Origin of the sequence: Flavobacterium sufflavum, from assembly GCF_004016525.1 — a bacterium.
Classification (GTDB): domain Bacteria; phylum Bacteroidota; class Bacteroidia; order Flavobacteriales; family Flavobacteriaceae; genus Flavobacterium; species Flavobacterium sufflavum.
Genome location: NZ_SACJ01000001.1, coordinates 106,787 through 118,729, shown reverse-complemented (window position 1 = coordinate 118,729; position 11,943 = coordinate 106,787). Strand labels below are relative to the sequence as shown.

The 11,943-nt window shown below is 35.8% G+C and carries 14 protein-coding genes; 4 read left to right on the top strand and 10 right to left on the bottom strand.

All coding sequences use genetic code 11. The annotated features are described in order from the left end of the window. Positions 1–2 precede the first annotated feature (2 nt). Positions 3–242 (top strand): NifU family protein, encoded by a 240-nt coding sequence (locus EOD40_RS00375; protein WP_128192921.1) that lies wholly within the window; start codon positions 3–5, stop codon positions 240–242. 79 nt (positions 243–321) lie between these two features. Further along, entirely contained in the window at positions 322–639 is a 318-nt protein-coding gene (locus EOD40_RS00370) for a 2Fe-2S iron-sulfur cluster-binding family protein (protein WP_128192920.1), read from the top strand. A gap of 58 nt (positions 640–697) precedes the next feature. Here the strand turns inward: EOD40_RS00370 and EOD40_RS00365 are convergent, their stop codons facing one another. The 6 genes from EOD40_RS00365 to EOD40_RS00340 all read right to left on the bottom strand — a co-directional run bounded on the left by EOD40_RS00365 (position 698) and on the right by EOD40_RS00340 (position 5,644). Continuing rightward, positions 698–1,447, bottom strand: coding sequence for an SGNH/GDSL hydrolase family protein (locus EOD40_RS00365; RefSeq protein WP_128192919.1), 750 nt, complete (start codon positions 1,445–1,447; stop codon positions 698–700). Between the two features lie 67 nt (positions 1,448–1,514). Next, positions 1,515–2,297 (bottom strand): DUF3050 domain-containing protein, encoded by a 783-nt coding sequence (locus EOD40_RS00360; protein WP_128192918.1) that lies wholly within the window; start codon positions 2,295–2,297, stop codon positions 1,515–1,517. A gap of 168 nt (positions 2,298–2,465) precedes the next feature. Then, positions 2,466–3,644 (bottom strand): acyl-CoA dehydrogenase family protein, encoded by a 1,179-nt coding sequence (locus EOD40_RS00355; protein ID WP_128192917.1) that lies wholly within the window; start codon positions 3,642–3,644, stop codon positions 2,466–2,468. A 125-nt stretch (positions 3,645–3,769) separates the two neighbouring features. Further along, entirely contained in the window at positions 3,770–4,432 is a 663-nt protein-coding gene (locus EOD40_RS00350) for a tRNA1(Val) (adenine(37)-N6)-methyltransferase (RefSeq protein ID WP_231129547.1), read from the bottom strand. 122 nt (positions 4,433–4,554) lie between these two features. Beyond that, positions 4,555–5,079 carry a ribosome maturation factor RimM gene (rimM, locus tag EOD40_RS00345; protein WP_128192915.1) on the bottom strand — a complete coding sequence of 175 codons (525 nt, stop codon included), beginning with the start codon at positions 5,077–5,079 and terminating at the stop codon, positions 4,555–4,557. Positions 5,080–5,092: 13 nt separating this feature from the next. Continuing rightward, positions 5,093–5,644, bottom strand: coding sequence for a 30S ribosomal protein S16 (locus EOD40_RS00340; protein WP_128192914.1), 552 nt, complete (start codon positions 5,642–5,644; stop codon positions 5,093–5,095). A 199-nt stretch (positions 5,645–5,843) separates the two neighbouring features. On the opposite strand from EOD40_RS00340, the gene EOD40_RS00335 reads away from it, so the two are divergent. Next, positions 5,844–6,323, top strand: coding sequence for a DUF6252 family protein (locus tag EOD40_RS00335; RefSeq protein WP_128192913.1), 480 nt, complete (start codon positions 5,844–5,846; stop codon positions 6,321–6,323). 157 nt (positions 6,324–6,480) lie between these two features. Next, positions 6,481–6,831 (top strand): RNA recognition motif domain-containing protein, encoded by a 351-nt coding sequence (locus EOD40_RS00330; protein WP_128192912.1) that lies wholly within the window; start codon positions 6,481–6,483, stop codon positions 6,829–6,831. A 70-nt stretch (positions 6,832–6,901) separates the two neighbouring features. Here EOD40_RS00330 and leuB read toward each other — a convergent pair whose 3' ends face one another. The 4 genes from leuB to leuC all read right to left on the bottom strand — a co-directional run bounded on the left by leuB (position 6,902) and on the right by leuC (position 11,773). Next, positions 6,902–7,957, bottom strand: a complete 1,056-nt coding sequence (gene leuB, locus EOD40_RS00325; protein ID WP_128192911.1) for a 3-isopropylmalate dehydrogenase — start codon at positions 7,955–7,957, stop codon at positions 6,902–6,904. 39 nt (positions 7,958–7,996) lie between these two features. Beyond that, the gene (locus EOD40_RS00320) at positions 7,997–9,520 is read right to left on the bottom strand and encodes an alpha-isopropylmalate synthase regulatory domain-containing protein (RefSeq protein ID WP_128192910.1); all 1,524 of its coding nucleotides are present in this window, start codon (positions 9,518–9,520) and stop codon (positions 7,997–7,999) included. A 142-nt stretch (positions 9,521–9,662) separates the two neighbouring features. Next, the gene (leuD, locus tag EOD40_RS00315) at positions 9,663–10,259 is read right to left on the bottom strand and encodes a 3-isopropylmalate dehydratase small subunit (RefSeq protein ID WP_071184045.1); all 597 of its coding nucleotides are present in this window, start codon (positions 10,257–10,259) and stop codon (positions 9,663–9,665) included. Between the two features lie 119 nt (positions 10,260–10,378). Beyond that, complete coding sequence (gene leuC, locus EOD40_RS00310; RefSeq protein ID WP_128192909.1) at positions 10,379–11,773, bottom strand: 3-isopropylmalate dehydratase large subunit; 1,395 nt, start codon at positions 11,771–11,773, stop codon at positions 10,379–10,381. Positions 11,774–11,943: the final 170 nt, after the last annotated feature.

Here is an 11,943-nt window from a genome sequence, read left to right as displayed (position 1 = left end):
AAATGACAACAGAAGAATTAACAATTGAAGTTCAAAAAGCACTTGCTGAAATCAGACCTTTCTTAGAGTCTGATGGCGGTAATATTACTCTTGTTTCTATTGAAGAGGATAAGCATGTAAAAGTGCGTCTTGAGGGAGCTTGTACTAATTGCAGTGTTAACCAGATGACACTTAAAGCTGGTGTTGAGACAACTATTAAAAAGTTTGCTCCGCAAATAGAAACTGTTGTGAATATTCTATAGATAAGCATTGCGTTTGTCTGTTACTATTATTTACTAAAACTGTTATATTCTTAAATCAATCAATTCCAAATAGTAAAAAATGGATGTATTAATAAAAATTAAAGATAGAGAAGGTGTTATTCATGAATTGCAAGCCCCTACAGATATGGCTATGAATATCATGGAACTTTGTAAAGCATATGAATTACCTGTTGAAGGTACATGCGGAGGAATGGCTATGTGTGCTTCTTGTCAATGTTATGTTTTAAATGATGTAGGTTTACCTGAAATGGGAGAAGATGAAGAAGCAATGCTTTCTGAAGCTTTCTATGTTAAGTCTAATAGTCGTTTGGGTTGTCAAATTCCAATTACTGTTGATTTGGAAGGTCTTGAATTAGAATTGGCTCCTGAGAGTTAATATCTCGTTTAGAATAATATAAAAAGCAGCTGTTTTTCCAATCGAAAAACAGCTGCTTTTATTTTTGTAATATAGCAACTGCTTTTGGAAGCAGGCGTTGTACAAATAAGGCGTAAGCATCTGTTGATGGATGTAGACCATCACTGGCAACTAAACTAGTGTTGCTTAATCCTTGGCGGGTGATATCGGTAATGTTAACGTAGGTAATTGCATTTGCTTCGCAATAGGATTTTGCAAAGGTATTATAACGGTCAATTTCGGTTGAAATTGTAGCAGGATTGCTAGAGCCTTGTCCGAAAGGCGTATAAGCGTAATCTGGTATAGAAACTACAATCAATTTATTTTTATCCCCTTTGGCAAGACTAATGGCTTTAGTGACCAATTCAGGAAATTCTTTTTCGTATAACGAAAAGACTTTGTTTTGATATTGATTGTTGACTCCTATTAAAAGTGTTACTAAATCGTATTTAGGACTTGGATTTTTGCTTTCAATTGCCGAAATCAGATTAGTTGTCGTCCAGCCAGTCTGAGCAATTATCTCGAGAGCAAAATTATTCTGCTCATTTAAGTTTTTTAAAGCTTTTTTGAGCTGTTCAGGAAAGCGGCAGGTTTCGCATACGCTTTCACCAATGGTGTAACTGTCGCCAAGAGCCAAATAGTTTATGGTTCCTGATTTGGTAGGAAGTTGTAATGATGAATCTGTTGATGGAGGATTTGTTTCAGATTGCATAATTGGATTTTCGCTGCTACAGCTTGTGATTATAGCAAAGATAAAAAACGTAACTACTATTTTCAATATCGTTCTCATTATTATGGAATTAAGTTTTTCCTTTTCTAATAATAGTTACGTTTTTTTTCTAATCTGGGATTGAAATTTAAGCCATCTCAACCTTCATGGTGATTATTTCTTCGATAGCATCCCAAAGTTCAATTCTTTTTTCGAGTGCCAGAACAGATACTTCTTTTACTTCTGTCCATTTTTGAGCGTCTTCTTCGCAAAGTTCCTTAATCATCTGCATAGCCATTGGTCCATGCTCGTCGGCATCTAATTCAATATGTCTTTCGAAATAATAAATCAGTTTGCTTAGATCTGTTTCCGGGAATTGCTCCTGAAATTTTTTTAGAATAGCAAAGAACATACTCGGAATTAAATCTTCTCTACCAAAAGTAAATGCTGCGGCAATTTCATGCGGTTTTCCTTCTTCGATTACTCGGAAAGTAAAGTCCAGGAATGCTTTAATATTAGGATGTAAATCGCTTTTTTTTATGGCTACAAATATGTTTTGTAAAGATTGGATTTCTGATAAAAAAAGGTTGATTTTGTTAGTGTCGGCACCACAGGCTTCCATGGCCTCGATGTACATTTCGTAATGGCTTTGGTGTTTTCCGTCAAGTGTTAAGTCGCTTTCTTCGGCCAAAACAATTTCGTTTATCAAATATCTTGTTTCCGGGTTTATGGTGGCAAACCAAGGTGTTGTTGTACAGGTTAATCTTGCTTGTAAGGCTTTTAATAAAGACATAAAGTCCCAAACGGCATAAACGTGATTTTCTAAGAAGATATGTAAGTCTTCTATGGTTTTTACTTTGTTGTAAAGTGGGTGCTGTAACAGCGTGCTTTTTTGAGCTTTAATGCTGTTGTTAATATGTTGAATGTTCATTGTAAAATAATTTGTGTAAAGATAAAAAAGCTGGCATTTCTCAACAGAATTTGATATCAATTTTATCAATACTTTAATAAGTGTTCCTTTTTCTAAACTCTAAAACTCTTGTATTTATATTTACGAATTTTCGATGTATGTGGTTTTTAATTATTTTAGAAAAAGGGATTATTTAAAAGCAGAAAGTCCAGTGATGTCCATTCCGGTAATTAATAAATGAATGTCATGTGTGCCTTCATAAGTAATCACCGATTCGAGATTCATCATGTGGCGCATAATCGAATAGTCGCCGGTAATTCCCATAGCGCCTAAAATTTGACGTGCTTCGCGAGCGATGGTAATGGCCATGTTTACATTGTTTCTTTTAGCCATCGAAATTTGTGCTGTGGTGGCTTTGTTTTCGTTTTTTAAAACTCCTAATCTCCAAGTTAATAATTGAGCTTTGGTGATTTCGGTAATCATTTCGGCTAATTTTTTCTGTTGCAATTGCATTCCGGCAATAGGTTTGTCAAATTGGATTCTTTCTTTTGCATAACGCAAAGCGGTGTCGTAGCAATCCATGGCTGCGCCAATGGCTCCCCAGGCAATTCCATAACGCGCCGAATCCAAACAGCCTAGCGGTGCGCTCAATCCCGATTTATTAGGTAATATGTTTTCTTTTGGAACTTTCACATTGTCAAAAATTAGCTCTCCTGTTGCCGATGCGCGCAATGACCATTTGTTGTGGGTTTCAGGTGTTGAAAAACCCTCCATTCCACGTTCTACAATCAATCCGTGAATTCTTCCTTCTTCATTTTTTGCCCAAACTACAGCAATATCAGCAAAAGGAGCGTTAGAAATCCACATTTTAGCTCCGTTTAGTAAATAATAGTCTCCAATTTCTTTGAAATTGGTGGTCATGCTTCCGGGATCAGAGCCATGATTAGGTTCGGTTAATCCAAAACATCCCATTAATTCACCAGTAGCTAATTTGGGTAGAAATTTTAATTTTTGCTCTTCGCTACCATATTTCCAAATAGGATACATCACCAACGATGACTGAACCGAAGCTGTAGAACGAACGCCGGAATCTCCTCTTTCGATTTCCTGCATAATCAATCCATAGGAGATTTGGTCTAAACCAGCTCCGCCGTATTCAGTTGGGATATATGGGCCAAAAGCACCAATTTCAGCTAGACCTTTAATGATTTGAGTTGGGAATTCTGCTTTTTGGGCATAGTCTTCAATGATGGGAGAGACTTCACGTTTGATCCATTCACGTGCGGCATCACGTACCAATTTATGTTCGTCCGTCAATAATTCGTCAAGGTTGTAATAATCCGGGGCTTGAAATAAGTCTGGTTTCATGATTACTGCTTTTATGAAATTTAATAAGCACCTAATATTATTAAGGCATTCATAAATTTACATAAAGCAATTTAACCGTGTATGAAAAATAGAGTTAATTTTTGATAAATTGAATTTTTTCTCAATTACATCTTCAGATAAAAATCCTTCGTTAATTCAATATATTCAGGAGTATATTGATGTCTTGCGGTTTCGATGATTAATTCATCAATTGGGAAATTGTTTATTTCTGTTCTTGAAAAAGCCAATAGGCTGCGTTTGATTTCGGTGGTTGGAGTTCCTTTTACGCGGGTAATTTTTAGCGGATATAATTCGGATTCATTGGCTATAGCCAGGAAATTTTCTTCTTCCTTGAAAGGAATAATAACGGTGAAAATTCCGTTTTCAGAAAGTAATAAAGCGGCTGCTTCAATCAAATCCTCAAAAGGCATGGCGTCTTGAAAACGTGCCAAGTCACGTTGGTCATTACTGGATTTGTAATCTGCGCTATAAAAAGGAGGGTTGGAAACAATTAAATCGTATTCATCTTCCGGTTCTTCAACAAATTCGTCAAGGCCGGCATGAAAACAAAACAGGCGGTCATTCCAAGGGGAATTTTCAAAATTATCTGTTGCTTGTTCGTAAGCATCTTCGTCAATTTCCAAAGCGTCAATTTGCTCGGCATGGCTTCGTTGTGCCAGCATCAAAGCAATAATTCCGGTTCCTGTTCCAATATCCAAAATACTGAAAGGATTGTTTTCAATAGGAGTCCAGGAGCCAAGCAGAACGCCATCGGTGCCTACTTTCATAGCGCAACGGTCTTGAGTTATAGAAAATTGTTTGAATTGAAACAAAGTGATTTTTGATTGAAGATTAACGATTTTAGATTGCAGATTTTAGTAGCTAAAAACTGAATACTGAACATTTCTTTTTAAAGATACATCTCAATCAAACCCTCAGGTAAATCCATGATGATTTTTTTGTTTTCGCGATCCACTTTAATTAAGAAGTGATCAATCATTGGAATCAGAATTTCTGCTCCGTCTTTCAATACTTCGAAAAGAGGTTGAGCTGTAGTGTCGTTGACAGATTGGATTTCTCCAACAAATCCCAAACGTTTGTCTTCTACCTCGAAACCAATTACTTCGTGGAAGTAGAATTTATTACCGGAAAGTTTTGGTAGCATTTTTAAAGGAAGATAAATGTCGCTGCCAATAAGGTTGTCGGCTTCTGTTTCAGTGTTTATATCTTCAAAATGAACTCTTAAAAAGTCATTTTTATGTAATGAACTGCTTTCAATAAAAAAAGGAACCAAGTGTTTGTTGTATTCAACAAACACTGATTCCAGATTTTCGTATAACTCGGGTTCATCCGTATCTAAATAGATAAGGACTTCTCCTTTAAAACTAAATTTTTTAGCGATTTTACCTAAATAGAAACAATCTTCTTTACGCATTATCGCTTCTAAATTATGCTTGAGTTTCTTCGTTGTTTTCTTCTGCAACTGGAGCTTCTTCTTCAGTTGAAGCAGCAGCTTCTTCAGCTTGAGCAGCAGCAATTGCATCAGCTTCAGCTTGAGCAGCAGCAGCGATACGTTTTGCGTTTACTTCTTGTTCAGCTTTTAAAGCTTTAGCTTTAGCATCAGCTTGCGCTTTTGATAAACCGTCTTTTTTAGCATCAACTTTTCCAGCTTTAGCTTCTAACCAAGCAGCAAGTTTAGCATCAGCTTGTTCTTGAGTTAAAGCACCTTTACGTACTCCTCCATCAAGGTGGTGTTTCAATAAAGCACCTTTGTAAGAAAGAATTGCTTTAGCAGTATCAGTTGGTTGCGCACCATTGTGTAACCATTTTACTGCGCTATCAAGGTTTAAGTCGATAGTTGCTGGGTTAGTGTTTGGATTGTAAGTACCAATTTTTTCTAAGTATTTACCATCTCTTTTTGAGCGTGCATCTGCAGCTACTACCCAGTAAAAAGGTTTTCCTTTTTTACCGTGTCTTTGTAATCTAATTTTTACTGACATAATCTATATGATTAAATTTTGAGGTACTCGACCCCGATTAATTAAGGCTGCAAAGATACATTATTTTTTTATATGTCAAATATAAATTTAGTATTATGATTCATAAATGTTTAGCGGGGCTTTTTCGCTTCTTTTTTTTGGTTTAATTCAATTATTTTAGGTTTAATATTCTATTTTTGTTTGTAAAACTTTATTATTTATGAAAAAGCATTTTTTGTTTTTGATTGTACTTTTTTCTTTGTTTTCTTGTCAGGAAGACGTGAGGTTCAATAATCCTTCTTTTCAAGGAACGAAAGACAATGTTTTTTGGAGAGCAGTTCAAGCTGTTGCTACGGTAAATTCTGGAGGAGCATTGGTTGTAGAGGCTTATACTGCAACTGAAGTGGTTACTTTGAAAACTAATTCGGCTACTGTGGGTACTTACTATATAGGCACAACTGCAACCACTACTGCAAACTATGTTTTTACAGATCCTTCAACTAAAGAAACTATTACTTTTTCTTCCGGATTTGGAGTTGGAAATGGTCAGATTGTAATTACGGAATACGATCAGGTGGGGAAGACAATTTCGGGGACTTTCAAATTTAATTTAGAAAATACTTTCGACAACCCGTTGGCGGGACCAACTTTGAACTTTCAATATGGGGTTTTCTATAAGGTTCCGGTTACTGTTAAATAGTGCTGAATCAGGACTTTTTGTTTGGTCTTGACGTTTTTAGAATTCTGTGCTAAAGTTTTTTATTTAATTTTCTAAATTATAATATAAATAAGCTTATTTATAGTGGGTTATAGAAAAATAAGACTACATTTGTCACAATTATTATAAATAAGTATATATGAATATTTTTGTTGGAAGCCTTCCATTTAGTATTGAGGAAGCAGATTTAAGAGAGTCTTTTGAGGCTTACGGAGCAGTTGACTCTGTTAAAATTATTACTGATAAATTTACTGGAAGAAGTAAAGGATTCGGTTTTGTTGAGATGCCAGTTGATGCTGAAGCTCAAAAAGCAATTGATGAATTGAACGGAGCTACTGTTCAAGGTCGTGCAATTGTTGTTAATAAATCTGAGCCAAAACCAGAAGGTGAAAGAAGAAGTTACAACAATAACCGTGGTGGAGATTCTCGCGGAGGTTATGGTAACAATCGTGGTGGAGATAACCGTGGTGGAAACAGAGGAGGATATTAATATTTTTTCTTTATATAAAAAAAGGGGACAATTTACATTGTCCCCTTTTTTATTATGTATCATCAAGAAATTAGATGTTAGCAGCTAACCAGTCTCCTACTTCTTTAGTGCCATAAGCTTTAGCTCCATTAGCTAAATCTTCAGTAACAACTCCGGCTTCTAAAGCTTTGTTTACTGCATCTCTCATTGCTTTTCCTTCTTCCATCAATCCGAAATTTTCAAACATCATAGCAGCTGATAAAACAGTAGCCATTGGGTTAGCAATGTTTAAACCAGTTGCTTGTGGATAAGAACCGTGAATAGGCTCAAACAAAGATACTTCAGCTCCCATAGATGCTGATGGCATTAATCCCATAGAGCCTGAAATTACAGAAGCTTCATCAGTTAAGATATCTCCAAATAAGTTTTCGGTAATTAATACGTCATAAGAATTTGGCCATTGAACCAAACGCATAGCAACAGCGTCAACAAATTCGTAGCTTACTTCAACTTCTGGATAGTCTTTTTCCATTGCCTGAACTGTCTCTCTCCATAAACGTGAAGTTTCCAAAACGTTAGCTTTATCAACACAACATAATTTCTTAGAACGAGTCATCGCTAATTCGAAACCTTTTTTAGCTAAACGTTGTACTTCAGCTCTTGTGTAAACACAGTTGTCAAAAGCAGTATCTCCGTTGTCTCTTCTTCCTTTTTCACCAAAGTAAATACCACCAGTTAATTCTCTTAAGAAAACTAAGTCAGTTCCTTCAATTCTTTCTCTTTTTAATGGAGATTTATCTAATAAAGATGGGAATGTAAATGTTGGTCTTACGTTTGCAAACAAACCTAATGCCTTACGCATTTTTAACAAACCTTGTTCTGGTCTTACAGGTGCAGAAGGATCATTATCGTATTTAGGGTGTCCAATCGCTCCAAATAAAACTGCATCAGCATTTTTACAAATCTCATGTGTTGAATCTGGATAAGGTTCACCTACTGCATCAATCGCAGCAGCACCGGTTAAAGCTGGTTTCCAAGTAATTTCATGTCCAAATTTTTGTGCAATTGCATCTGATACTTTTACTGCCTGATCAATTACTTCTGGTCCGATTCCGTCCCCTGCTAAAAGTGCGATATTTAACTTCATTATTTTATATTTATATTAATTTATTGTTTTTGTTCTAATTTAAACTGCTATTACGTTGAGCATTTTTTGAGTTGCAATAATAGCTGCTACCGTTTGGTCAGAATCTAAACCTCTTGTTTTAAATTCTTTCCCTTCGTTTACCCAGGTGATAATGGTTTCGCATAAAGCATCCGAACTGCTTCCAGGAGGGATTCTTACCGCGTAATCAGTAAGTTTAGGTAAAGTCATTTTTTTGGTTTTATAAATTTTTGTCAAAGCATTCATAAAAGCATCAAACTGACCGTCGCCTTGTGCGTGTTCTTCGATGATTTGCCCGTCTATTTTTAAGCAAATAGTGGTTGACGGTCTCATTCCTTTGGCGTGAGATAACAAATACGATTCTACGGTAACTTTTTCCTGATAAGTATGACTATCTAATACGTCAGAGATGATATAAGGTAGGTCTTCTTTGGTAACTGTCTCTTTTTTATCTCCTAATTCGATAATTCTTTGGGTAACCAATTTTAAATCTTCCTGGTTTAATTGTAAGCCTAATTCCTGAAGATTTTTTTCAATGTTGGCTTTTCCGGAAGTTTTTCCTAAAGCGTATTTTCTTTTTCTTCCAAAGCGTTCCGGAAGTAAATCGTTAAAATATAAATTGTTTTTATTGTCTCCGTCAGCGTGAATACCGGCTGTTTGAGTAAAAACATTATCACCTACAATTGGTTTGTTGGCTGGGATTCGGTAACCGGTAAAGGTTTCGACTAATTTACTAACTGAGTATAAAGAAGTCTCTTTTACGCCAATTTCGATTTCGGGCATGAAATCGTTAATTACAGCAATCGTACTGGCTAAAGGTGCGTTTCCGGCACGTTCTCCCATTCCGTTTACGGTAACGTGTAGTCCATGAATACCAGCTTTTAATGATTCCATCACGTTGGCAACACTCAAATCGTAGTCGTTGTGTGCGTGGAAATCAAAATGAATTCCAGGGTATCTTTTAGTGATTTCTGAAATATATTCGAAAGTTTCCGAAGGAATAAGTACGCCCAAAGTATCTGGAAGCAATATTCTTTTTACGGGTTGCGTGCTGATGAAATCTAAATATTGGTAAACATATTCAGGGGAGTTACGCATACCATTACTCCAGTCTTCTAAATAAACATTGGTTAAAATTCCATTTTCAGTAGCTAAAGCAATGCTTTCGGCAATTTCAGAAAAATGCTGTTCAGGTGTTTTTTTTAATTGATGTGTAAGATGGTTGAGTGAACCCTTGGTTAAAAGATTTTGTACTTTTGCACCTGATTTTTTCATCCATTCAATAGAGAGTCCTTTGTCTACAAAAGTCAATACTTCGATTTTGTCAGTATATCCTTTTGTCTCTGCCCAAGTCATAATTCCTTTTACACCTTCAAATTCTCCTTCGCTTACGCGAGCCGAAGCTATTTCGATGCGATCAACATGCAACTCTTCTAATAATAATTGGGCAATGGTTAGTTTTTCTGCAGCAGAAAATGATACTCCTGAGGTTTGTTCACCATCACGAAGCGTCGTATCCATTATTTCAATTTTTCTTTTTCCCATTATAAATTTGATGCTAAAAAAGGTTCTGATTTCATTATTTTGAAATCATTATTTTGTGTGTTTTATAAAACGGTAAAAGCAGCTGCTAGACACAACCCTTAAGGGATGCTTTAGCAGCTGCATTTTTGTATGATTGTATTATTTAGTAAGGAAGCTTGCTGGCAAAACTTACGATTTCTTCTTTCACACTTTGTAAATAGTCAATATCATCAAAACCATTGATCATATTATTCTTTTTGTATCCGTTGATGTCAAAAGATTCTTTTTCACCTGTAGCTTTCAATGTAATTGTTTGCTCTGGTAAGTTGATTTCTAATTCTGTATTAGGATCAGCTTCGATAGCAGCAAAGATTTTATCAGAGAATTCAGGAGAAACTTGTACTGGTAAAACTCCAATGTTTAAACAGTTTCCTTTGAAGATATCAGCAAAGAAAGAAGAAACTACAGCACGGAATCCGTAATCGTAAACTGCCCATGCAGCGTGCTCACGAGAAGAACCTGAACCAAAGTTTTTTCCACCTACAAGGATTTTTCCGCTGTAAGTTGGGTTGTTTAAAACGAAATCAGCTTTAGGAGTGTCATCTCCATTGTATCTCCAGTCTCTGAAAAGGTTGTCTCCAAAACCTTCACGTTTTGTAGCTTTCAAGAAACGAGCCGGGATAATTTGATCAGTATCTACGTTTTCTATCGGTAGTGGCACTGCACTACTAGTAAGTATATTAAATTTATCGTATGCCATTTTTATTTTAGATTTAGATTTCAGAATTCAGATTTTCCATTAAGGGAAATAAACCATGAATATTTAAAATCTTTTTATTTTTATTCTTTTTTGAAATTGTTATTGCTGTTGAAATTCAATTACAACAAATCTCTTGGGTCAGTTAATTTTCCAGTAACTGCTGCAGCTGCTGCCATAATTGGAGAAGCTAACAAAGTTCTTGAACCTGGACCTTGACGACCTTCGAAGTTTCTGTTAGAAGTACTTACTGCATATTTTCCAGCAGGTACTTTGTCATCATTCATAGCTAAACAAGCTGAACAACCTGGTTGACGTAATACAAAACCAGCTTCAGTCAAGATATCTAAAATTCCTTCTTCCTTAATTTGAGCTTCTACAACGTGAGAACCTGGAACTAACCAAGCAGTAACGTTATCTGCTTTTTTACGACCTTTTACAATTTCAGCAAAAGCTCTAAAGTCTTCGATACGACCATTAGTACAACTTCCTAAGAAAACATAATCAATTTGTTTTCCGATCATTACATCATCTTCTTCGAAGCCCATGTAAGCTAATGATTTCTTGTAAGTTTCCTCACCACCTTCAACTTGGTTGGCAGCTGGGATATGTTTAGTGATACCAATTCCCATTCCAGGATTTGTACCATAAGTAATCATTGGTTCGATATCTTCTGCTTTGATGTTTAATTCAGCATCAAATACTGCATCAGCATCAGTTTTTAAAGTTTTCCAATATTCTACTGCTTTAGTCCAAGCTTCACCTTTAGGAGCGTATAATCTTCCTTCTAAGAAATCAAAAGTAGTTTGGTCAGGAGCAATCATACCTCCACGAGCACCCATTTCGATACTTAAGTTACAAACAGTCATACGACCTTCCATAGTCATTTCTTCGAATACATTTCCTGCGTATTCTGCAAAATATCCTGTACCTCCAGAAGTAGTCAATTTAGCAATGATGTATAACGCAACGTCTTTAGGAGTAACTCCTTTGCTTAACTTTCCGTTTACGTTAATACGCATTTTTTTAGGTTTTGGTTGCATGATACATTGAGTAGAAAGAACCATTTCTACTTCAGAAGTACCAATTCCAAAGGCAATAGCACCAAAAGCACCATGAGTAGAAGTATGTGAATCTCCACATACAATTGTAGCACCAGGTAAAGTAATTCCGTTTTCAGGACCTACTACGTGTACAATTCCATTTTTTTGATGACCTAATCCCCAGTGAGAAATACCATATTCAGCCGCATTAGTTTCTAATGCTTTTAATTGATTAGCCGATAAAGCGTCTGCAACAGGCAAGTGTTGGTTAATGGTCGGTGTATTGTGATCGGCAGTTGCGAATGTACGTTCTGGATATAATACTGATACGCCTCTTGATTTTAAACCCAAGAAAGCTACTGGACTAGTAACCTCATGAATGAAATGGCGATCAATAAAAAACACATCTGGTCCGTCTTCAATTTTACGCACAACATGCGAATCCCATACTTTGTCAAATAATGTCTTGCTCATTTTTTAATTTTTTTAGTGTATTTCTGTGTTTTGTGATACTAACTTTTTTAAATAAGGTAGTAACAAGAACGCAAAAGTATAAAAATCAAACCATGTAGTCAATTAATATTATCAATTATATACGATACCCAAACTATATTAATTGGATGTTGTGCTTTTATTTTGTTTGC

Excerpts from the sequence above, each read along its gene's own strand:
- EOD40_RS00365 (WP_128192919.1), bottom strand. The coding sequence starts at position 1,447 with ATGAGAACGATATTGAAAATAGTAGTTACGTTTTTTATCTTTGCTATA.
- EOD40_RS00335 (WP_128192913.1), top strand. The coding sequence starts at position 5,844 with ATGAAAAAGCATTTTTTGTTTTTGATTGTACTTTTTTCTTTGTTTTCT.
- EOD40_RS00375 (WP_128192921.1), top strand. The coding sequence starts at position 3 with ATGACAACAGAAGAATTAACAATTGAAGTTCAAAAAGCACTTGCTGAA.
- leuB (WP_128192911.1), bottom strand. The coding sequence starts at position 7,957 with ATGAAGTTAAATATCGCACTTTTAGCAGGGGACGGAATCGGACCAGAA.
- rimM (WP_128192915.1), bottom strand. The coding sequence starts at position 5,079 with ATGCGTAAAGAAGATTGTTTCTATTTAGGTAAAATCGCTAAAAAATTT.
- EOD40_RS00330 (WP_128192912.1), top strand. The coding sequence starts at position 6,481 with ATGAATATTTTTGTTGGAAGCCTTCCATTTAGTATTGAGGAAGCAGAT.
- EOD40_RS00360 (WP_128192918.1), bottom strand. The coding sequence starts at position 2,297 with ATGAACATTCAACATATTAACAACAGCATTAAAGCTCAAAAAAGCACG.
- EOD40_RS00370 (WP_128192920.1), top strand. The coding sequence starts at position 322 with ATGGATGTATTAATAAAAATTAAAGATAGAGAAGGTGTTATTCATGAA.
- EOD40_RS00320 (WP_128192910.1), bottom strand. The coding sequence starts at position 9,520 with ATGGGAAAAAGAAAAATTGAAATAATGGATACGACGCTTCGTGATGGT.
- leuC (WP_128192909.1), bottom strand. The coding sequence starts at position 11,773 with ATGAGCAAGACATTATTTGACAAAGTATGGGATTCGCATGTTGTGCGT.
- EOD40_RS00340 (WP_128192914.1), bottom strand. The coding sequence starts at position 5,644 with ATGTCAGTAAAAATTAGATTACAAAGACACGGTAAAAAAGGAAAACCT.
- leuD (WP_071184045.1), bottom strand. The coding sequence starts at position 10,259 with ATGGCATACGATAAATTTAATATACTTACTAGTAGTGCAGTGCCACTA.
- EOD40_RS00355 (WP_128192917.1), bottom strand. The coding sequence starts at position 3,644 with ATGAAACCAGACTTATTTCAAGCCCCGGATTATTACAACCTTGACGAA.
- EOD40_RS00350 (WP_231129547.1), bottom strand. The coding sequence starts at position 4,432 with ATGAAAGTAGGCACCGATGGCGTTCTGCTTGGCTCCTGGACTCCTATT.